At 71.3% G+C, this 20,437-nt stretch carries 21 protein-coding genes; 8 read left to right on the top strand and 13 right to left on the bottom strand.

Annotated elements, in window-relative coordinates; translation table 11 throughout:
• Positions 1-11 precede the first annotated feature (11 nt).
• Positions 12-863, bottom strand: a complete 852-nt coding sequence (locus tag M2283_RS19400) for an alpha/beta hydrolase (protein ID WP_280877533.1) — start codon at positions 861-863, stop codon at positions 12-14.
• A 160-nt stretch (positions 864-1,023) separates the two neighbouring features.
• Here M2283_RS19400 and M2283_RS19395 point away from each other — a divergent pair, with 160 nt between their 5' ends.
• The 3 genes from M2283_RS19395 to M2283_RS19385 all read left to right on the top strand — a co-directional run bounded on the left by M2283_RS19395 (position 1,024) and on the right by M2283_RS19385 (position 3,572).
• Positions 1,024-2,022, top strand: a complete 999-nt coding sequence (locus M2283_RS19395; protein ID WP_280877532.1) for a small ribosomal subunit Rsm22 family protein — start codon at positions 1,024-1,026, stop codon at positions 2,020-2,022.
• A 27-nt stretch (positions 2,023-2,049) separates the two neighbouring features.
• Positions 2,050-2,709, top strand: a complete 660-nt coding sequence (locus M2283_RS19390) for a TetR/AcrR family transcriptional regulator (protein ID WP_280877531.1) — start codon at positions 2,050-2,052, stop codon at positions 2,707-2,709.
• 113 nt (positions 2,710-2,822) lie between these two features.
• Positions 2,823-3,572, top strand: coding sequence for a bifunctional DNA primase/polymerase (locus M2283_RS19385; RefSeq protein WP_280877649.1), 750 nt, complete (start codon positions 2,823-2,825; stop codon positions 3,570-3,572).
• A gap of 30 nt (positions 3,573-3,602) precedes the next feature.
• On the opposite strand, the gene M2283_RS19380 is transcribed toward M2283_RS19385, so the two are convergent.
• The 8 genes from M2283_RS19380 to M2283_RS19345 all read right to left on the bottom strand — a co-directional run bounded on the left by M2283_RS19380 (position 3,603) and on the right by M2283_RS19345 (position 11,326).
• The gene (locus M2283_RS19380) at positions 3,603-4,595 is read right to left on the bottom strand and encodes a hypothetical protein (protein WP_280877530.1); all 993 of its coding nucleotides are present in this window, start codon (positions 4,593-4,595) and stop codon (positions 3,603-3,605) included.
• Positions 4,555-5,427, bottom strand: a complete 873-nt coding sequence (gene efeU, locus M2283_RS19375) for an iron uptake transporter permease EfeU (RefSeq protein WP_280877529.1) — start codon at positions 5,425-5,427, stop codon at positions 4,555-4,557. Before efeU ends, M2283_RS19380 begins: the two co-directional genes overlap by 41 nt.
• A 3-nt stretch (positions 5,428-5,430) precedes the next feature.
• Positions 5,431-6,726, bottom strand: a complete 1,296-nt coding sequence (gene efeB, locus M2283_RS19370; RefSeq protein ID WP_280877528.1) for an iron uptake transporter deferrochelatase/peroxidase subunit — start codon at positions 6,724-6,726, stop codon at positions 5,431-5,433.
• A gap of 10 nt (positions 6,727-6,736) precedes the next feature.
• Positions 6,737-7,885: an iron uptake system protein EfeO gene (gene efeO / locus M2283_RS19365; protein WP_280877527.1), complete on the bottom strand. Its 1,149-nt coding sequence runs from the start codon at positions 7,883-7,885 to the stop codon at positions 6,737-6,739.
• A gap of 189 nt (positions 7,886-8,074) precedes the next feature.
• Positions 8,075-8,893, bottom strand: coding sequence for a heme ABC transporter ATP-binding protein (locus tag M2283_RS19360; RefSeq protein WP_280877526.1), 819 nt, complete (start codon positions 8,891-8,893; stop codon positions 8,075-8,077).
• Positions 8,890-9,249 carry a hypothetical protein gene (locus M2283_RS19355; RefSeq protein ID WP_280877525.1) on the bottom strand — a complete coding sequence of 120 codons (360 nt, stop codon included), beginning with the start codon at positions 9,247-9,249 and terminating at the stop codon, positions 8,890-8,892. Before M2283_RS19355 ends, M2283_RS19360 begins: the two co-directional genes overlap by 4 nt.
• Positions 9,246-10,328, bottom strand: coding sequence for a FecCD family ABC transporter permease (locus M2283_RS19350; protein ID WP_432423097.1), 1,083 nt, complete (start codon positions 10,326-10,328; stop codon positions 9,246-9,248). Before M2283_RS19350 ends, M2283_RS19355 begins: the two co-directional genes overlap by 4 nt.
• Entirely contained in the window at positions 10,325-11,326 is a 1,002-nt protein-coding gene (locus tag M2283_RS19345) for a heme/hemin ABC transporter substrate-binding protein (protein WP_432423096.1), read from the bottom strand. The genes M2283_RS19350 and M2283_RS19345 overlap by 4 nt, the downstream gene beginning before the upstream one ends.
• Before the next feature lie 135 nt (positions 11,327-11,461).
• Here M2283_RS19345 and M2283_RS19340 point away from each other — a divergent pair, with 135 nt between their 5' ends.
• The 3 genes from M2283_RS19340 (at position 11,462) to M2283_RS19330 (ending at position 15,072) form a co-directional block, all read left to right on the top strand.
• Entirely contained in the window at positions 11,462-12,856 is a 1,395-nt protein-coding gene (locus tag M2283_RS19340; protein ID WP_280877523.1) for an HtaA domain-containing protein, read from the top strand.
• A gap of 52 nt (positions 12,857-12,908) precedes the next feature.
• Positions 12,909-14,366, top strand: coding sequence for an HtaA domain-containing protein (locus M2283_RS19335; RefSeq protein WP_280877522.1), 1,458 nt, complete (start codon positions 12,909-12,911; stop codon positions 14,364-14,366).
• Positions 14,367-14,427: 61 nt separating this feature from the next.
• Positions 14,428-15,072, top strand: a complete 645-nt coding sequence (locus tag M2283_RS19330) for a PhzF family phenazine biosynthesis protein (RefSeq protein WP_280877521.1) — start codon at positions 14,428-14,430, stop codon at positions 15,070-15,072.
• 98 nt (positions 15,073-15,170) lie between these two features.
• On the opposite strand, the gene M2283_RS19325 is transcribed toward M2283_RS19330, so the two are convergent.
• The gene (locus M2283_RS19325) at positions 15,171-15,818 is read right to left on the bottom strand and encodes a heme oxygenase (biliverdin-producing) (RefSeq protein ID WP_280877520.1); all 648 of its coding nucleotides are present in this window, start codon (positions 15,816-15,818) and stop codon (positions 15,171-15,173) included.
• Between the two features lie 144 nt (positions 15,819-15,962).
• Complete coding sequence (gene map / locus M2283_RS19320; RefSeq protein ID WP_280877519.1) at positions 15,963-16,820, bottom strand: type I methionyl aminopeptidase; 858 nt, start codon at positions 16,818-16,820, stop codon at positions 15,963-15,965.
• A gap of 58 nt (positions 16,821-16,878) precedes the next feature.
• Between map and M2283_RS19315 the strand changes: the two genes are divergently transcribed.
• A complete protein-coding gene (locus tag M2283_RS19315; protein ID WP_280877518.1) occupies positions 16,879-17,109 on the top strand; it encodes a hypothetical protein in 231 nt (76 codons plus the stop codon).
• A 58-nt stretch (positions 17,110-17,167) separates the two neighbouring features.
• On the opposite strand, the gene M2283_RS19310 is transcribed toward M2283_RS19315, so the two are convergent.
• On the bottom strand, positions 17,168-18,505 hold the full coding sequence (locus M2283_RS19310; RefSeq protein WP_280877517.1) for an MFS transporter: 1,338 nt from the start codon (positions 18,503-18,505) through the stop codon (positions 17,168-17,170).
• A gap of 104 nt (positions 18,506-18,609) precedes the next feature.
• Complete coding sequence (locus M2283_RS19305; protein WP_280877516.1) at positions 18,610-19,212, bottom strand: hypothetical protein; 603 nt, start codon at positions 19,210-19,212, stop codon at positions 18,610-18,612.
• 116 nt (positions 19,213-19,328) lie between these two features.
• Here M2283_RS19305 and M2283_RS19300 point away from each other — a divergent pair, with 116 nt between their 5' ends.
• Positions 19,329-20,402, top strand: coding sequence for a sialidase family protein (locus M2283_RS19300; RefSeq protein ID WP_280877515.1), 1,074 nt, complete (start codon positions 19,329-19,331; stop codon positions 20,400-20,402).
• Positions 20,403-20,437 lie beyond the last annotated feature (35 nt).

The raw sequence follows: 20,437 nt of genomic DNA, 5'->3' as shown, positions 1-20,437 counted from the left end.
TGCCGCGAGCGTCAGCTGATCGCCTTGGCGGCGTCCCTGATGAGGTCGGCGACGACCTTGGGGTGACTGATCATCACGACGTGCGACGAGCGCGGCACTTCGACGACCTTGCGCGCGTTCGCCCGGCTGTACATCCAGCGCTCGCACGCCGGCGGGATCGCCTTGTCCCGGCCGGCGACCAGCCCCCACGACGGGATCGTCCTCCAGGCCGCGGCCGTGGTCGGGAAGACGAAGGAGTCGGCGTCGAACGGCCGCTGCGTGGCCTGCAGGACCCGGAAGTCGGCGGTGGGTATGTCGGCGGCGAAGGCCGCCTGGCCGTCCTTGCTCAGGTACAGATCGGTTCCGGTGGTGCCGTCGGCCTTCGTGTACGGGACCGGCACGCTCACCGGCCCGACCTCGCTGCCGGGGAACTTGGTGATGAGCTCCCCCTGTGTCTCGCCCACGTCGGGCGCGAACGCCGCGATGTAGACCAACGCCTTGACGTTGTCCTTCCCGGCGGCGGCATTCGTGATGACCGTGCCACCCATGGAGTGCGCGACCAGCACGACCGGTCCGCTGATGGAGTCCAGCAGACTCGCGATGTACGGGGCGTCGGTCGGAATACCCCGCAGCGGGTTCGCCGCGCAGACCGTGGTGTAGCCCTTGTCCTGCAACTCCCCGATGGTGGCGTTCCAGCAGGACGAATCGGCGTAGCCGCCGTGCACCAGGACGATCGTGGGCTTCACCTTCGACTTCTCCTCACCGGTACCGGTGGTGGACGTCGCCGCTCCGGCCGTTCCTTCCGAGCCGGCCATCAGCGCCGCCGCCCCGGCCAGCGCCGCTCCTGCCGCCAGTACGTGACGGCGGGAAACATCGGTACTCATGGGAGTCCTCACGTATTGGGGTTGGGGGAATGGTGTGGCACGCCATGGAACCTATGAGGAGCGCTGTGCGGTGGCATCCGCAATATGACCTAGATTCCGGGGCCGGCGGCCCCGAGGACGGGACGGGGAGGGGCGGCGGGGGCGCGATTAGAATCGGCGGGTGAATGCCCCCGTACCCCCGGCGGAAGCCCTCCGCACGAGCCTCGCCGCTCTCCTCGACGGCCTCCCGCCCAAGCAGGCGTCCCGAGCCGTGGAGCGCCTCATCACCACCTACCGGGGCACCACCCCCACCGACACCCCCATCCTCCGCGACCGCGCGGACGTGGCGGCCTACGCCGCGTACCGCATGCCGGCGACGTTCGAGGCGGCCCGCACCGCCCTGGAAGAACTCGCGGCGGCAACTCCGGACTGGACCCCCACCACCCACACAGACGTCGGCGGCGGCACCGGCGCGGCCACCTGGGCCGTCACCGCCACCTGGCCCGGCCCCCGCAAGGTCACCGTCCTCGACTGGGCCGAACCCGCCCTCGCCCTCGGCAAGGAACTCGCCGCCACCAACCCGCCCCTGCGCGAGGCGACTTGGCAAAGGGCCCGCATCGGCAAGACCCTCACCCTGGACCCCACCGACCTGGTCACCGTCTCCTACGTCCTCAACGAGCTGACGGAACAGGACCGCAGCGCCCTGGTCGACGCCTGCGCCTCCGCCGCGCAGGCGGTCGTCATCGTCGAGGCAGGCACCCCCGACGGCTACGCCCGGGTGATCGAGGCCCGCACCCGCCTGGTCGCCGCCGGCTTCCACATCGCCGCCCCCTGCCCGCACAGCGCCCCCTGCCCGATCGCCCCCGGCACGGACTGGTGCCACTTCTCGGCCCGGGTCAGCCGTTCCTCCCTGCACCGCCAGGTCAAGGGCGGCTCACTGCCGTACGAGGACGAGAAGTTCAGCTACGTCGCCGCGACCCGCTTCCCGCCCGCCGCCCAGGCGCCCGCCCGCGTGATCCGCCGCCCCCAGATCCGCAAGGGCCAGGTCCTCCTCGACCTGTGCGAGCCCGACGAACAGCTGCGCCGCACGACGGTCAGCAAACGCCACGGCGACCTGTACAAGGCGGCCCGGGACGCGGACTGGGGCGACGCCTGGCCGCCGAACACCTCGCAGCCGTAGAAACCACCAGGCCGGTACCGTCACCCCATGGTCAAGAAGCCCACCCCCGACCGCGCCGGCCCTGACCGCGTCACCTCCGACCGGGCGACCCCCGACGCCACCCGTCGCAGCGACAGGTCCCGGCGGGCGATCCGTGACGCCGCGCTCGCTCTCGTCGCGGAGGTCGGCTACCCGAAGACGACCGTCGAGGGGATCGCCGCGCGGGCCGGGGTGGGCAAGCAGACCATCTACCGGTGGTGGCCGTCGAAGGCGGACGTGCTGCTGGAGGCGTTCCTGGCGCTGGGCGAGCAGGCGGCCAGGGACGCGGGCCAGGAGCCGTACCGCATCCCCGACACCGGAGATCTCGCCGCCGACCTCAAGGCCGTGCTGCGGGCCACGGTCGACGAGCTGCTCGACCCCCGCTTCGAGGCGCCGGCCCGGGCGCTGGCCGCCGAGGGGCTCGTCAACGAGCCGTTGGGCCGCGAGTTCGTCGCCAAGCTGCTGGAGCCCCAACTCCAGCTCTACGTCGACCGGTTGCGCGCGGCCCAGGACGCCGGCGGCGTCCGGCCGGACGTCGACCCCCGTATCGCCCTGGAACTGTTCGTCTCCCCGCTCGCCCAGCGCTGGCTCCAGCACACGGGACCGATCTCCCACGCCTACACGGACACCCTCGTCGACTACGCGCTCAACGGACTCGCCCCGAGGTGACACCCGGTGCCACCCTGTCGGGAGCACCCCAGATGTCGGCTCTGCACCCCCCGGAGCGTAGGACGATGCGACCATAAGGCATGCTGTTGGGACGACAGCGAGGCGAGGTGCAGATGAGCGGGGACCACGCGGACTTCGGCGGCAAGACCGGCCTGCAGGGGAAAATCGCCCAGTGGCTGCGCGGACGCCGGCCGAAGGAGGCCACCGGCGACGGTGGTCGTGAGGTCCTGCTGCTGGCCGCTGCCGGAGCGGGTCTGCCGCTCGCGCCCGCCGCGTACCCGGCCGCCGGCTACGGCTGTTCCTGCGACCGGGTCGGCTGTCCCACCCCGGCGCGGCACCCGGTGTCGTTCGCGTGGCAGACGCAGTCCACGACCGACAAGGCGCAGATCGAGCGCTGGGCCCGGCATCAGCCGCAGGCCAACTTCATCACCGCGACCGGCATGGTGCACGACGTCCTCGACGTGCCGCTGGAGGCGGGCCGCTCCGCGCTGGAGCGGCTGCTCGGCGCCGGCGTCGAGGTCGGGCCCGTCGCCGAGAGCTCCGACGGCCGGCTGCTGTTCTTCACCCTCACCCGCGGCACCCCCGAGGACGAGGACGAGTGGTGGCCGTGCGAGCTGGACTGCCACCCCGAGACGATGGACGAGCACAACGGACTGCGCTGGCACTGCCGCGGGTCCTACGTCCTCGTACCGCCCGCCCGGCTGCCGGGTGGTGCCGACGACCGGTCTGTGTGGTGGGTACGCGGGCTGGAGCACCCGCTGCCCGACCCGCTGAGCCTGCTGGAGACCCTCACCGACGCGTGCGCCCGGTACGCAGGCGAGGAGCCCGACCACGCGAGCGCGGCCTGGCCTTCGCGCCACTGACCGCTCGACTCCCCGGCGGAACCGAGCCGTTCAGGATCCCTCGGCCGAAGTCAGCCCCTCCAGGCGGGCCTCGATCGACACCTGTCCGCCGCTCTTCGGATCCACCGCCACCCCGTTGGAGACGAACTCCAGGGTGAGCGACTGCTTGATCTCGCCGGTCGTCAGGGCCTGGACGTTCGCGTTCGGGGTGGGGATCGAGGTGCCCGCGGCGGCGGTCTCCTTCTCGAAGCGCCGGGTCGTGAAGAACACCAGCGCGCCGCCGTCCTCGGTGCGCAGCGCCAGCGGGGCGTAGTCGCCGCTGGTGACCGGCTCGTCGATGTACTGCGTGACCAGGCCCGGCTTCTTCGCCGACTTCGCGCGCTGGGACCGCCAGTCGCTGGTGTGCGGGCCGGCGGCGAAGGTCTGCCCGCCGCTCTTCAGGTACGTCGTGTAGTCCTTGCTCAACTGCCCGGGCGGGACGGCGAGTTCGGTGGCGTTGGCGGGCACGGACTCGGCCCAGCCGGCGGCGTCCTTCTTGACCTTGGGCAGCGAGCCGGGCGTGATCAGCGTCAGATACGCCACCTGGAAGGGCTCGTTGAGATCGTCGCGGGTGAACACCAGCAGCCAGTGCAGGTTTCCGCCCTTGTTGCCCTGCGCCTCGGCGACGAACCAGCGCGGCCAGCCCGCCTTCTTGGGGATCGTGAACGTCGCGTCGGTCAGCGTCAGCGGTGTGTGCGCCGGGTTGCCGGACGGGCTGTTGGTGTGACCGGCCTTCAGCCGGGCCGCGTCGATGTCGCCGAGGGCGCCGGTGACATGGTCGGCGTCGAGCGAACTGTCGTAGGCCTTGTCCGCCGCGTTGTACGCGGTCGTGAACTGCTGGAGCGCCTTCGCGGCCTCGGCGCGGGTGGTCGTGGGGAGCACCTCGCGCTCGCCGTGCACCACCACACAACCGCTCGCCGTCAGCGACAAAGCGGTCACCGAGGCCGCTATCAGTACGCGCCGGTCAAGCCTGCGGAGCCTTCGAGGGCCGCGATCCCTGCTCATCAGGTGTCTTCACCTTCCCCTTCCCGGAGGCGAACCCTACCGGGGCGAAGAAGAGCGCGAGCGTCGGGACCAGGTACAGCAGCCACACCGTGACCTGGAGGACGGTCGGGTCCGGCTGGAAGTTGAAGACACCCTTGAGGAGGGTGCCGTACCAGCTGTCCGGCGGGATCGTGTTGCTGATGTCGAAGGCCAGGTTCGTCAGACCGGGGATCCAGTCGGCCTCCTGGAGGTCGTGGAAGCCGTACGCCAGGACGCCCGCCGCGACGACGACCAGCATGGCGCCGGTCCAGGTGAAGAACTTGGCGAGGTTGATCTTCAACGCGCCGCGGTAGAACAGCCAGCCCAGGAGGATGGCGGTGGCCAGGCCCAGTCCTACGCCGACCAGCGGGCGCGGGGTGCCGTCGCTCGCCGCGTGCACCGACGCCCACACGAACAGGGCCGTCTCCAGGCCCTCGCGGCCGACGGCGAGGAACGCGGTGGCGACCAGTGCGCCGGTGCCCATCGCCAGGGCCGCGTCCAACTTGCCGTGCAGTTCGGACTTGAGGTGCCGGGCGGTGCGCCGCATCCAGAACACCATCCACGTCACCAGGCCGACCGCGACGATCGACAGCGAGCCGCCGAGCGCCTCCTGCGCCTGGAACGTCAGTTCCTGGGAGCCGAATTCGAGCGCGCAGCCGAAGCCCATCGCGATGAGGACGGCGACGGCGATGCCGATCCAGATCGGCTTCAGGGCGTCCCTGCGGTCCGTCTTGACCAGGTAGGCGATCAGGATGCAGACGACCAGGCTGGCTTCCAGGCCCTCGCGCAGTCCGATCAGGTAGTTGGAGAACACGCGTTACGCCTCCTTGGAGAACAGCGTGCTGCCCCACCAGTCGTCCTTGTCGCGGACGCCAGGCGGAACGGCGAAGACCGCCGAACCCACGTGCTGGATGTACTCGTTGAGGGCGTCCGTCGCCGACAGGCTCCGCTGGAGGGGGACGAACCCCTTGCGGACGTCGCGCTGGTAGGCGAGGAAGAACAGGCCCGCGTCCAGGCGGCCGAGGCCGTCGGTGCCGTCGGTGAAGGAGTAGCCCCGGCGCAGGATGGTGATCCCGTGGTTGGAGTCGGGATGCGCGAGCCGGACGTGCGCGTCCGGTTTCATCGCCTTCAGGAACGGCGGGTCGTGCTCCTTGGCCTTGCCGACCGCGGCGCCCTCGCCCTTGTCCCGGCCGAAGATGTCCTCCTGCTCCTGCAGCGAGGTGCGGTCCCAGGTCTCGATGTGCATCCGGATCCGCCGGGCGACCAGATACGAACCCCCGGTCATCCAGGCCGAGTTGTCGTCCACGTCACCGTCGTCGACCCACACGAACTTCTTCAGCCGGTCCGTCTCGGTGCCCGCGATGTTCCGGGTGCCGTCCTTGAACCCCATCAGGTTGCGCGGGGTCTGCGCGCCCGGCGTGGTCGAGGACGTCTTGCCGAAACCGAGCTGCGACCAACGGATGTTGACCGTGCCGAAGCCGATCCGGGCCAGGTTGCGGATCGCGTGCACGGCGACCTGCGGGTCGTCCGCGCAGGCCTGGATGCACAGGTCGCCGCCGGTACGGGACTTGTCGAGGTTGTCGCCGGGGAACTGCGGCAGATCCACCAGCGCGGCGGGCCGCCGGTCGGCGATCTGGAACTTCTCGCCGAACTTCGCGAACAGCGACGGACCGAAGCCGATCGTCAGCGTCAGCCGCGAGGGCTTCAGGCCCAGCGCCTCGCCGGTGTCGTCCGGCGGCGCCTCGGCGAGACCGCCGTACGCGCCGTTGCCGACCGCCTTCCCGTCGGTCATCCGGCGTGCGGCGGCCGTCCAGTCCTTGAGCATCTGGACGAACTCGGCGCGGTCGTCGGTCTGTACGTCGAACGCTGCGAAGTGCAGCCTGTCCTGCACCGGAGTGGCGATACCGGCCTGGTTGGCGCCGTGGAAGGCGACCGCCGCGCCCATCTCGGCGGCGGCCGGGTCCATGTCGTCCCCGGAGCGGACCGCCGCGACCGCGCCGCCGGCCGCGGCGGCGCCGAGCGCGAGCCCGGCACCACCCCAGCCGATCAGCGAACGCCGCGAGGGTGCCTTCGAGTCGGCGGCCTCGGCGGCGGCTTCCTGTGTGTCCGTCATGGTCGGTCCCCTACTTCACGACGGTGGCGGCGAGCTTGGAGAGCGGCTCCGCGAGCGCGTTGACCGCGTCCGACAGCTCCTTCTGCTGGTCCTTGGTGACCGTGTTGTACGGCACGAAGCCGTTGTACGCCTTGTTCTGCGCACTGTCGGAGCGGTACTTGTCGAGCAGCGTGTTGAGCGAGGCGAACTGCTTGTCCAGTTCGGTCGTGAGGGCCGCGTCGTTCTTCTGGGCGACCGGCTTGAGCAGCTCGTACGCCTTCTGCGCGCCGTCGACGTTGGCCTTGAAGTCGCTCAGGTCGGTGTGCGAGTAACGGTCCTCCTCGCCGGTGATCTTGCCGGTGGCGACCTCGTCGAGGAGTTCCTTGGCGCCGTTGGCCATGGAGGTCGGGGTGATCTCGGCCTTGCCGACCCGCTTCTGCCAGTCCTTCAGGTCGGTGACCAGTTCGGTGGCGAGGGTCTTCTGCTCGGCGCCGATCTTCTTGTCCGCCCACAGCGCCTTCTCAAGGGCGTGCCAGCCGGTCCACTTCTGGCCCTTCTCCAGGCCGTCGGCGCGGGTGTCGGTCTTGGGGTCGATGTCCCCGAACGACTCGGCGATCGGCTCGGTGGCCTCCCAGCCGACGCGGGAGGGGGCGTAGGCGTTCTTGGCGGCCTCGATGTTCCCGGCCTTGATGGCGTTGGCGAACGTCTCCACCTTCGGGAGCGTCGCGTCGGCCTGCTCCTGCGCGTACTCGCGGTAGGCGGCGACGGCCGCGTCCAGCTTCGGGTCGCGCTTGGCGACCGAGCCGCCGGTGACCGTGAGCTTCTGGCGGACGCCGTGGCCCTTCATGCCCGGCCGGCAGGCGATCTCGTACGAGCCCGCCTTGACCTCGGCGGTCAGCGTGTACTTGGTGCCCGGGCCGATGTTCTCCTTCTCGGAGACGATCCGGTCGTCCGGAAAGAGGATCTCCACCTCGGTCGCCTTGGAGCCCTTGTTCTCGATCTTCAGGGTGACCTGACCGGCCGCCACCGACTTGGTGGAGGTGCCGCATTTGGAGTCGGCGGCGGTCACCTGGATCGCGTCGTCACCGTCGCCCGAGCTTTTCGAGGTGCAGCCGGTGACGGCGGCCAGGGCCGCGGCGGTGGCGACAGCGGTGACGGCGGAGAGTCTGGCGGCTCGCATGCAGGCTCCTGAGGATGGCGAAAAATCGCGTGTCGGGGCTCACACAGGGATGGTGAGGCTCGCCTAACTTAACTGAGGCTTGCCTGCGTGATACCCACCCATGCGGTGATTCAGCTCTCATGGTCGACCTGGGGGCACGAGCCGATCACGGTGACCTAAAACGGACCCCAAGGAACCTTCAAAGGAAATTCAAAGGATTCTCTTCGGGGTGATCAGGACCGCGTCCGTGCGCGGGTGTTGGAGGACCTCGACGGGCTGGTCGTAGACCCGCGACAGCAGCCGCTCGGTGAAGACCTCGGCCGGCGGGCCGTCCGCCGCGACCCGGCCGGCGCACAGGATCGCGACCCGGTGCGCGTAGGCGGCGGCGAGCCCCAGATCGTGCAGCACGACGACCACGGCGTCCCCTTCCCGCGCCCGCTCCCGGCACAGCCGCAGCACCAGCTCCTGGTGTTTCAGATCGAGGGCGGCGGTCGGCTCGTCGAGCAGCAACAGCGGGGCGCGCTGGGCGAGTACGCGCGCGAGGGCGACCCGGGCGCGCTCGCCGCCGCTGAGCGCGTTGAAGGGCCGGGCGGCGAACGCGGTCACCCCGGTACGGGTCATCGCGTCGGCGACGGCCAGGTCGTCCTCGGCGGGCGCGGCGGCGTGCGGGGCGCGGCCCATCCGGACGACCTCCTCGACCGTGAAGGGGAAGGAGAGCGTCGCCGACTGGGGGAGTACCGCGCGGCGCAGGGCGAGTTCGGGGGTGGTCCACTCCGTGGTGGGGCGACCGTCGATACGGACCGTGCCCCCGGCGGGCGGGAGATCGGCGGCGAGGGCGCCCAACAGGGTGGACTTTCCCGCCCCGTTGGGGCCGACCAGGGCGAGGATCTCGCCGGCCCGGGCCTGTACGTCGACGCCGTGCAGGACCTCTCGGGGGCCGAGGCGGACGTAGAGGCCCTCGGTCTCGGCGAGGACGTCTCCGGGTTCGGCGGGGGCCGGCGGGGTCGGCCGGGGGCGCAGGAGTCTCAAGGCCGGGGTCCTTGGGTGTCGTGGTCGCGGGAGGTCGGGCAGCGCCGGAGCGCGTCGTCCTCGTGGACTGTCGCCGACGGGGTGGAGGCGGCCGCCGCGGCGGAGAAGTCGTCGAGGGCGGCGAGGAGTGCGCGGAGGGCGGGAAGGCGGCGTTGGGGCTGGTTGAGCGTCCGCCCGGCGGAGAGGGCCGGGGGAGGCGGGACAGGGGCGGGTCTCAGGGCGCCGGCGTATCGGACGGCCAGGCGGCCGGCGTAGCGCAGGGCCAGGACACCGGCGTACCGCACGGCCTGACCGTTCCTCGTGACCTGACCACTCCTCGGCACCTGGCCGCTGCTCATGGCTTGGCGGCGTCTCATGCCCAACCCCCTTGCCTGCGCCGGGTTCTGAGGAGCAGCCAGAAGAAGAACGGGCTGCCCAGGAGGGCGGTGAGGACGCCGAGGGGGAGTTCCGCGGGAGCGGCGATCGTGCGGGCCGTGAGGTCGGCCGCCAGCAGGACCAGCGCGCCGAGCAGGGCGCTGCCCGGGACGAGGAAGCGGTGGCCGGGGCCCGCCGCCATGCGCAGCAGATGCGGGACGACCAGGCCGACGAAGCCGATGATGCCGGAGACGCTGACCGCGGCGGCGGTGAGCAGGGCGATGAGCAGGACCAGCGTCAGCCGCAGCCGCTCCACGTCCACGCCGAGGTGCCGGGCCGGGCGTTCGCCCAGCGCGAGGAGGTCCAGTCGGCGGGAGTACAGGGGCGCGAGGGCCACGCCGACTACCGCGCACGGCAGGACCGCGAGCACTTTCGGCCAGGTCGCCTGGGAGAGCGAGCCGAGCTGCCAGAAGGTGATCTGGTTGACGGCGGCGGTGTCCGCGAAGAAGAGGAACAGGCCGATCAGCGCGCCCGCGAAGGCGTTGAGCGCGATGCCGGTCAGGATCAGCGTCACGACCTCCGTACGCCCGCCGGAGCGCGAGGCCGCGTACACGAGCAGGACCGCGCCGAGCCCGGCGACGAAGGCGAAGACCGAAACCGTCCAGGTACCGAGGAAGTTGAGGCCGAACGCGATCACCGCGACCGCGCCCACCGCCGCGCCCGACGAGATGCCGATGACCCCGGGTTCGGCGAGCGGATTGCCGAACCCGCCCTGCATCAGGGCGCCGGCACACCCCAGCGAGGCGCCGACCAGCAGCGCGAGCACGATCCGCGGGAAGCGCACGTTCCACAGGACCGACTCCGGTACGCGGTCCAGGGCCGCGCCGCCGAGCCCGATCCGGTGCTGGACGGAGGAGAGGGCGTCGCCGACCGGGATGGGATAGGCGCCGAGGCCGGCGGCGACCGGCACCAGGACGAGCAGGGCGACGGCCAGACCCACGGTCAGGATCCAGGCGGTGCTGCGTCCGCGGCGCGGCGGCGCGGAGCTCTCCGTCACCGACCGCTTCTCCAGAAGGGTCACTTGGCGTCCCCGTACAGCTGGTCGACGATCGACCGGAGCACCTGGTCGGTGCGCGGCCCGTAGTTGAGCAGCACGCCGTCCTCGATCGAGACGACCCGGCGGTTCATACCGGCCGGGGTCTGGGCGACGCCGGGGATCCTCACCAGGCCGTCCATGCCGCCGACGGATTCAAGTCCCTTGGTCATGACGAGGATCGCGTCCGGCGCGGCCTTGGCGAGGGCCTCCGTGGTGATGGCGGTGAAGTCCTTGTCCAGCCCCGACTCGGCGCCGGCGTCGACCGCCCCGGCCGCCTCCAGGAGCGAGGTCGCCCCCGAGCCCTTGCCGCCGATGAGATAGACGGAGGCGGAACCGCGCAGATAGAGGAAGGCGACCCGCGGCTTGTCCTTGTCCGCCGCAGGTGCCGCAACCGCCTTCTGCACGGCGGCTATTCGCGCTTCGGAGCGCTTGGTCAGCTCTTTCCCGGAAGCCGGTACGCCGAGTGCGTCGGCGACGGCCCGGATGCGCGGGCCGACGTCGTCGAGGCCCTGGGCCGGATCGACGACCAGGACCGGGACACCGGCGGCGCGGATCTGGTCCATCGCCTCCTCCGGTCCCGTCGTGGTCTCGGCGAGGACCAGATCGGGCTTGAGCGACAGCACGCTCTCGGCGGAGACGTCGTGGTTGCGGGTGACGACCGGGAGCTTCGCCGCCTGCTGGAAGGTGGCGGTGATGTCCCGGGCGACGACCCGGTCGCCGAGCCCGAGCGTGAACACGATCTCGCTGAGGCTGCCGGAGAGCGGCACGATGCGCTCCGCGTCGGGGACGGTCACCTTCTTCCCGTCGGCCGAGGTGACGGTCACCGGGAGGTCGGGCTCCGGGGCGTCGGTCAGGGGCTCCACGCGGTTGGCCGCCGTGGCCGTCGCCGCGGCCGGGGTCTTGGTGTCGCCCCCTCCGCAGGCGGTCGCGGTGAGCGTGAGGGCGAGCACGGAGACCAGTGCTCCTGCCAGTCGAGTGCGCAAGCGTCGCACGGTCCCGTTCGTTCCTTCCGGTTCACGCCCGGTCCATGACCAGGTCCGCCGACTGTTTTCGGCAGGCAAAGCTTAGGTTAGCCTTACCTTCTCTCGCTACCGGCGGTCGTATCCGGAGGACTTTCCATGCCCGCGCGCCTACGTGCCCTGATCACCGTGTTGTGCACGGCCGTGCTGGGAGCCCTGCTGCTCCCGGCCACCGCCGCGCACGCGGACAGCCGCACCGTGCAGGGGGGCCGGCTCGACTGGGGCATCAAGTCCTCCTTCCAGAGCTATGTCACCGGGCCGATAGCGAAGGGGAGTTACTCCCTCACCGGCGGCGCGGCGACCGTGGGCAGCAGCCAGTTCCGCTTCCCCTCGGCGACCGGCACCTACGACGGCTCCACCGGCGCGTTCAACGCCTCCTACGCCGGCGGGGTCCACTTCGTCGGCCACAAGGAAGCCAACGGCAACTACCAGCTGGACCTCACCCTCAGCCGCCCCACCGTCCGCATCTCCGGCGCCACCGGAACGCTCTACCTGGACGTCGTCAGCAAGGCGAAGGGCACCGGGGCGGTCACGACGTCCTCGCAAGTGCCCTTCGCCTCCCTCTCGTTGGGCGGCATCAACATGAAGGGCGGCGGCACCTCCGTCGTCCTGAACAACCTGCCCGCCACCCTCACCACCCAGGGCGCCAAGTCCTTCGCCGGCTACTACACGGCCGGCACCTCCCTGGATCCGGTCAGCCTCACCGCGGACATCAAGGCTGCCGCCAAGGCCACTTCCTCGCCCTCGCCCACCAAGTCCGCGGCGAAGAAGGAGAAGAAGAAGTCGGCCGCCGGTGACGCGATCCAGGACGGCGCCGCCGACTGGGGCGTGCGCCGCACCTTCCGCGAGTACGTCACCGGCGACATCGCCCGCGGCAAGTGGACGCTGTCCGACGGCGCCGAGGACGGCGGCGCGCTCTTCCGCTTCCCGAAGGGCGAAGGGACGTACGAGAAGGGCGAGTTGACCGCGAGCTTCACCGGCGCGATCCGCTTCACCGGCGACCAGGGCCTCGACCTGAGGCTGAGCGCGGTCAAGGCCGCCGTGAAGAACGGCGAGGGCACCCTCTACGCCGACGTGAAGAGCGCCGACCTCACCGGAGAGAAGGTCCCGCTGGTCACCTTCACCGCGAAGGGCCTCAAGGCCACCGCCGGACTGGTGAAGCTGACCGAGGCGCCCGCGAAGCTCACCGCCAAGGGCGCGAAGGCCTTCGGCGGCATGTACCAGGCGGGCACCGCGATGGACCCGGTCTCGCTGGCCGTCGCCCTCACCGACGACGCCGTCCTGCCGGCCCTGCCCGACCTGGGCAGCACACCCACCCCGAGCCCCACGCCCTCGAAGGCGTCCGCCGAGCCGGTCCGCGCCGCGAGCGCCACCGACGGCGACGGCTTCCCGGTCCTCCCCGTAGGCCTCACGGCCGGCGCCCTGCTGCTGACGGCCGCCGCCTACGCGGTAGTTCGCGCCCGCCGAACCCGCGCCGCAGCGGACAAGGGCTGATCCTCACCCCCCACAAACGCCACCACCACCATCACGAGGAGACGATCCCGCCATGCCAGCCGCCACACCCAGATCCATCGCCCTCGCCGCCGCCGTCGCGGTCACCCTGGGCGCCGGCGCGTTCGCCGCGACCAGCGCGTCCGCCGCCGAAGTACCGCTCAGCGGCTACGAGTTGACGTGGGGCATCAAGCAGTCGTACCGCACCTACGCGGCCGGCACCTTCACCCCGGCGGGCGGCGCCTCGCAGGCGGCGGACAACGGCGCCTTCACCTTCGTCCAGGGCGCGGGCAGTTACGACGCCGAAGCGCACACGGTGTCCCTCGGCTTCCAGGGCAGCCTGAACATCGCCTCCACGCTGCACGGCTTCGACATCACGCTGTCCGACGTGCAGTTCGACAGCAAGGACGCCGAGTTGACGGCGGACGTGACGAAGAGCGGTACGACGACGCAGGACGTGCCGCTCGCGAAGGTCACCGTCACGCGCGAGATGAAGGACATGGCGACCACGCTGACCAAGGAGGCCGCGGACGCCCTCGGCAGCGCCAGTTACGAGGGCGCGGCGGGCGACCCGCTGACGGTGACGGCTCCGACGCCGCCCAGCTCGCCGCCGCCGTCGACGCCCGAGACGACCCCGCCCGCCACCACCACGCCCACCCCGACCGACCCGGCCTCCACCCCCGCGTCCCCGACGCCCACGGCGACCGACACCACCACTCCCTCGCCCACGGCCACCGAGTCCGAGCCGGCGACCGAGGGCGACATCCTCGACGGCAAGCTCGGCTGGGGCGTCAAGGAGTCCTTCCGCACCTACGTCGTGGGCGGTGTCGCCAACGGCAAGATCACGGCGTCGGACGGCGCGACCCGGGCCACCGGCAACGGCGCCTTCACGTTCCCCGACGCGACCGGCTCCTACGACAACGACGCGGACACCCTCTCCGCCGCCTTCGAGGGCGCGGTGAACTTCAAGGGCCATGAGACGAACGGCACTTACGCCCTCGACCTCACCCTCAGCGGCCTGGAGGTCGCCCTCGACGGCGGCAAGGGCGAGCTGACGGCCGACGTCACCAGCCTCGGCAAGAAGACCGACGACGTGGTCCTGGCCGACCTCAAGACGAACGACGCCACCCTCACCCCCGAGGACGACGTCATCACGGTCTCCGACATCACCGCGGCCCTCACCGAGGCCGGCGCGAAGGCCTTCAGCGGCTACTACACGTCCGGCACCGAACTCGACCCCGTCACCCTCTCGGTGGCCCTCAGTGACGACGCCACCCTCCCGTCCGACGGCGGTTCGAGCGGCACCGGCGACTCCTCGGGCGGCTCCGGCTCCACCGGCGGCTCGGGCACCACCGGCGGCACGACCGGTTCGACGACCGGCGGCATCTCCGGCGGCCTCGCCGCGACCGGCTCCGACATACCGGTCACCGCCCTCGGCACGGCCGCCGCGGTGACGGTGGCGGCGGGCGCGGGCGTCGTGTTCGCGATGCGTAGGCGTCGTAACGAGGCGTAGGCCTCTACTGGACCGGGGGCACAGGGAACCGACTGTGCCCCCGGGATGCTTCAATTCCCGCGTGACCGACTACGACGTGCTCCGTGTCTTCTGCTCGCCCAACGGCGGCTACGGCAACGAACTCGGCGTCGTCCGCGAGGGCTCCACGCTGCCCGACCCGGACGAGCGGCAGGCGTTCGCGGGCAAACTCGGCTTCAGCGAGACCGTGTTCGTCGACGACCCCGAGCGCGGGGTCATCGACATCTACACCCCGACCCTGCGGCTGCCCTTCGCGGGACACCCCTGCGTCGGCACGGCCTGGCTCCTCGACGTGCCCGAACTCGTCACCCCGGCCGGGGTCGTGGGCGCCCGCCTCGACGGCGAGTTCAGCTGGATCGAGGCCCGCGCGGAGTGGGTACCGCCGCGCACCCTGCGCCAGTACGCCACGGCCGCCGAGGTCGACGCCCTGCCCGTGCCGCCGCCCGGCGAGTGGATCTACGCCTGGGCCTGGGAGGACGAAGCAGCCGGACGCGTCCGCGCCCGCGCCTTCCCCGGCCGAAACGACGGCATCGACGAGGACGAGGCGACGGGCGCGGCGGCACTGTTGCTCACGGACCAGTTGGGCCGGGCGCTCAACATCACGCAGGGCGCGGGCTCACAGATACTGACGGCTCCGCAGCCCGGGGGATGGGTGGAGGTCGGAGGGCGAGTGTTTCTGGAGCGCTGACTCGTCCGCTCCGGTCTGCATCATCCAGCCCGTCCGGCGTCTGAGGACGAGGCCGTTCAGGCCGAAGGGGGGTCTGGGGGCGCAGCCCCCAGGAGCGGTCACGCAGACAGAGGGAACTCGTCACCCAGCGCCCGAAAGACCGCCGTGTTCAAAGCGAACGCGTCCCGGCACTCGGCCACGATCCGCTGCTTCTCCAGATCGTCCGCCCGCACGCCGTCCAACAGCTCCCGGTAACCCCGCTTGAACGCGGCCGGGTTGGCGATCCCCTCGAACACGTAAAAGCGCACGCCGTCGCCCTTGCGGGCGAAGCCCCACGTCCGCTCCGCCTTGTCCCGGATGATCTGGCCGCCGGAGAGGTCGCCGAGGTAGCGCGTGTAGTGGTGGGCGATATAGCCGGCCGGCCACTGCTCGGCGCACTCCCGCACGCGGTCCGCGTATGCGCGCGTGGCCGGCAGCGCGGTCAGGCCGGTCCGCCAGTCGGCACCCCGCAGATGCGTCAGGTCCCGCTCCAGCGCGGGCAACCGGAACAACTCGGGCTGAATGAAGGGCCCGGTCACCGGATCCGACGCCAGCGCCTCGGCACCCGCCTCCAACGCCTCGTACACGAACCACAGTTGCTCGGTGTAGCGCACGTAGGCGTCCACCCCCAGCCGTCCGCCGAGCAGGTCGCTCATGAACGTGGAGGTCTCCGCCTCCACATGCTGCTCGTGGGAGGCGGTGCGGATGACTGTCGAGAAGGAGTCCATGCGCGCCATTTTCTGAGGTAAGCCTTACCTAAGTCAACAGCTTCCCGACCTTTGGTCGGTAACGATGCCGACAGTCTGTCGGTAAAAGCGTACAAGAAAACGGCCCGCCCTCCGAGAGAGCGAGCCGCATCGACCTCCGGCGGACTACGGCAGCGTGAGGATCTCCGTCCCCGTCTCCGTCACCACCAGCGTGTCCTCGAACTGGGCCGTCCGCTTGCGGTCCTTCGTGACGACCGTCCACCCGTCGTCCCACATGTCGTACTCGTACGTCCCGAGCGTCAGCATCGGCTCGATCGTGAACGTCATCCCGGGCTGGATGAGCGTCGTCGCGTGCGGGCTGTCGTAGTGCGGGATGATCAGCCCGGAGTGGAAGGACGAGTTGATCCCGTGGCCGGTGAAGTCCCGCACCACGCCGTAGCCGAAGCGCTTGGCGTACGACTCGATGACCCGGCCGATGATGTTGATCTGCCGGCCCGGCTTGACGGCCCTGATCGCACGGTCGAGGGCCTCCCGGGTCCGCTCCACCAGCAGTCGTGACTCCTCGTCGACGTCCCCGACCAGGTAGGTCGCGTTGTTGTCGCCGTGCACCCCGCCGATGTACGCCGTCACGTCCAGGTTGACGATGTCGCCGTCCCGCAGCACGGTCGAGTCCGGAATGCCGTGGCAGATCACCTCGTTGACCGAGGTGCACAGGGACTTGGGAAAGCCGCGGTAGCCGAGCGTCGACGGATAGGCGCCGTGGTCGCACATGTACTCGTGCGCCACCTTGTCCAGTTCGTCGGTGGTGACGCCGGGGGAGATCAGCTTCGCGGCCTCCGCCATCGCCCGCGCGGCGATCCGCCCGGCGACGCGCATCGCCTCGATCGTCTCGAGCGTCTGCACCTCCGGCCCGGTGTACGGCGCCGGCGCGGGCTTGCCCACGTACTCGGGGCGGCGGATGTTTCCGGGTACCTGACGGGTGGGGGAGAGCTCCCCTGGTACGAGCAGCGACTGGCCAGACATGCCAGCGAGTCTAACGAGCCGCCGTGGGGGAACATGTCGGTGGCGAGAGGAGCAGGTCATGGCCTTGTTCAAGAAGCGCACGGTCGGCAAGCCGGGCGAGTGGTACTACTGCCTGGAACACAAGACGGTCGAGGAGGGGCCCGAGTGCCCCGCCAAGGACCGCTTCGGGCCCTACGCGACCCGCCAGGAGGCCGAGCACGCGATGGAGACGGCCCGCGAGCGCAACCTGGAGTGGGAGAACGACCCAAAGTGGCACGACGCCCCGAAGGGCGGCACCGAGGGCAACTAGCCGGGCCGGGCCCGGTCGGAGGCGCGGCCCAGGTCTGTGCCTCCGACCGGACCCCTGCCTATGGCTGTGCCTGTGCCTGCGCCTGGCTCGGTGGCGTCACCGCGGTGCTCGCCTTCCGTTGCGCACGCACGCGTGCCGCGTGCTCGTTGGTCCGTTCGTCGTAGCGCATCAGCCCCGGCAGGCACAGCGCCAGCAGCCCCACCGCGCCCGCGCACAGCAGCCCGCCCGACCAGACGGACGCCCGCACGCCCCACCAGGCGGCGAAACCGCCCGACCTGACCTGGCCCAGGGTGGGTCCGACGGAGTACGAGAGCAGTTCGATCCCGGCGAGCCGGCCCCGTAGCTCGTCCGGGATCGTCTGGTTCCACATGGCGCCCCGGAAGATGCCGCTGACCATGTCGCAGCCGCCGGCCACGGTCAGGAAGAGCAGCACCAGCCATACGTTGCCGACGACACCGGCGCCCGCGATCGCCAGGCCCCACAGCGCGGCCGACAGCACCACCATCCGCCCGTGCCGGTGCACCCGCGAGGTCCAGCCGCCGGTCAGGCCCACCAGCATCGACCCGAACGGGACCGTCGCGTACATCAGGCCCAGCGACCACTCGGCGTTCAGCTCGTCCGCGAGGAAGGGCAGCACGGCGAGCGGCATCGCGAGGAACATCGCGGCCAGGTCGACGGCGTAGGTGCCGAGCAGTTCCTTGCGGCTCCAGGCGTACCGGGCGCCCTCGACGATGGCCGCCAGCGACGGCTTCGCGGCCTCGCGGGCGGCCGGGGCGGCGGCGATGCGGACGACGAGGACGGCGGAGACGACGAAGGTCAACAGGTCGGCGCCGTACGCCCAGCCGAGGCCCGCGTACGCGACGACCACGCCCGCGAGGGCCGGTCCTGCGACGCCGCCGACCGTCCAGCGCAGGGAGTTCAGCGAGGCCGCGGCCGGCAGGTGTTCGTGGGCCACGATCCGGGGCCAGAGCGAGTCGAGCGCGGGGCGCTGCACGGAGACCAGGGCGGAGGAGAGGGCGGCGACGAGATACAGCGGCCAGACGGCTGGGCTCGGCAGCAGCGCGTTGAGCAGCAGCAGCGCGGACAGCACGCCCTGTCCGGCCTCCGTCCACAGGATCAGCTTCCGCTTGTCCAGGGCGTCGGCCAGCGCACCGCCGTACAGCCCGAACACGACCAGCGGCACCAACTCGACGGCCCCGATCGCCCCGACGGCCGCCGCGGAGTCGGTGAGTTCCTTGATCTGCACCGGCAGCGCGACGAACGTCAGAAAGCTGCCGAAGTTCGAGATCGTCCCCGAGACCCACAGCCGCCGGAAGTCCCGGGAGGCCCGCCACGGGGCGAGGTCGGGCAGCAGGCCGCGGAGGCGGGCGGGATGTTCGGGGGCGTCTTCGGTCACGAAGGGCCATGCTCGGGCCGCACGGCAACCGCGAGCAAGCGCTTTTCCGAGCACCCCACTCGCGGCGCCCCCCACTCCACCTGCGGTGACCCTCGCCTACGCGACTACCAGCGTGCCGGTGGCGGCGCCGTCAACTGGTCCGCCAGCCTGGACAGTCGGTCCCTGAAGCGGCGGTGGCCCCTGGGCGCGGGGAGCGGCGTTTCGCCGGCCGCCGCGCTCACCAGGTGCTGGACCGTGTCGAGGTCCAGTTCGGAGCCCTCCGGGACCGTCAGTGACTCGTGGGCCATGGAGACCAGTTGCTCCTCGCCGGGGCCCAGCGCCAGGACCGTCGCCCCGGCTCGGCGGGCGTCGTGCACGCGCTCCAGCAGAGGCACGTCCGGGCCGCCCGGCGACACCACGAGCAGCGTCTCGCCGCGCCGTGCGGCCGCCAACCGGCCCAGGCCGACGGCCAGATGAGCGGGGTCGGACGCGTGCGCCCCGTGCCGTACGAGGGTCGGCGCCAGTTCCGGCGTACCCGACCAGGCGGCCTCGTCGACCAGGTGGGCCGCCAGATGCCAGGGCTCGTACTCCGGGGTGCCCACCAGCAGCAGCCCGCCCCCGTGCGAGACCACGGACCCGCGCAGCGCCCCCGCGAACCTCCGCGTGGCCCCCAGCCATTCGGTCCCGGCGAGCACTTCGCGCAGCAGCGCGACACGTACGGCGTCCATGCTCCGCATCCTGCACCAACCGGCCACTCGTGACCCGGTGTTCACCACGAATTCGCCCAAGTTGGGCAATCAGGCCAGTTATCGGAGATCAGCGACGGTCACGAGGAGTACCGCCCATGGCAGAGGCCACCGTCCCCTTCCGCGCCGGCCGCGAGGGATACGCCAGTTATCGGATCCCGGCGGTGGTCCGCAGCGCCGCCGGCACGCTGCTCGCCTTCTGCGAGGGCCGGGTCGACTCCGCGCGCGACTACGGCCACATCGACATCGTGCTCAAGCGCTCCACCGACGGCGGCCGCACCTGGGGCCCGCTCCAGGTCGCCGCGGACAACGGCACCGGCCTCGCCGGCAACCCGGCACCCGTCGTCCTCGACACCGGCCGGATCCTCCTCGTGCACGTCCGCTCGGCGGCCACCGCCTCCGAGGACCTGATCCTGCGCGGCAAGGTGACGGACGCCGACGGACGGCGGGTGTGGGTGCAGTACAGCGACGACGACGGGTCGACCTGGTCGAGCCCGGTCGAGATCACCGCGTCGGTGAAGCGGCCCGGCTGGCGCTGGTACGCCACCACCCCCGGCCACGCCCTGCAGTTGAGCACCGGCCGGGTCGTCGTGCCCGCCAACCACACCCTGCCGCCCACCGGCACCGACGTCGGCAACGAGGCCAAGTACAACAGTGGCCACTGCCTGCTCAGCGACGACCGGGGAGAGAGCTGGTACCTCGGCTACGTCGACGAGAACACCGACGGCTACATCAACGCCAACGAGACCACCGCCGCCGAACTCCCCGACGGCCGTGTCTACTTCAACACCCGCAACGACTCCCCGTCGCCCGGCAACCGCGCCGACGCCCACTCCCGGGACGGCGGCCGGACCCTGCACATCCCCTTCCGCCCCCAGGCCGGCCTCACCGGACCCGTCTGCGAGGGCAGCCTCCTCCAGCTCGGCGATCCCGACGTGCTCCTCTTCTCCGGCCCCGCCCTCCCCGACGGCCGCGCCCTGATGACCGTCCGCGCCTCCACCGACAGCGGGAGGACCTGGCGCCCGGTATGGACGGCCGACGGCCTGCCCGCCGCTTACTCCGACCTCGTCCGGGTCGACGCGCGCACGGTCGGACTCCTCTACGAGACCGGCGACTTCGGGGCGTACGAACGAGTCGTGTTCCGCACGCTGCCCGTGACGGCGCTCACCTGACCGGCGAGGGGGGTCGGGGCGCACGTAAAGTCGGC

The sequence above is a fragment of the Streptomyces pseudovenezuelae genome (assembly GCF_029892565.1).
Lineage (GTDB): Bacteria > Actinomycetota > Actinomycetes > Streptomycetales > Streptomycetaceae > Streptomyces > Streptomyces pseudovenezuelae_A.
This window is presented reverse-complemented; position numbering and strand designations above follow the sequence as displayed.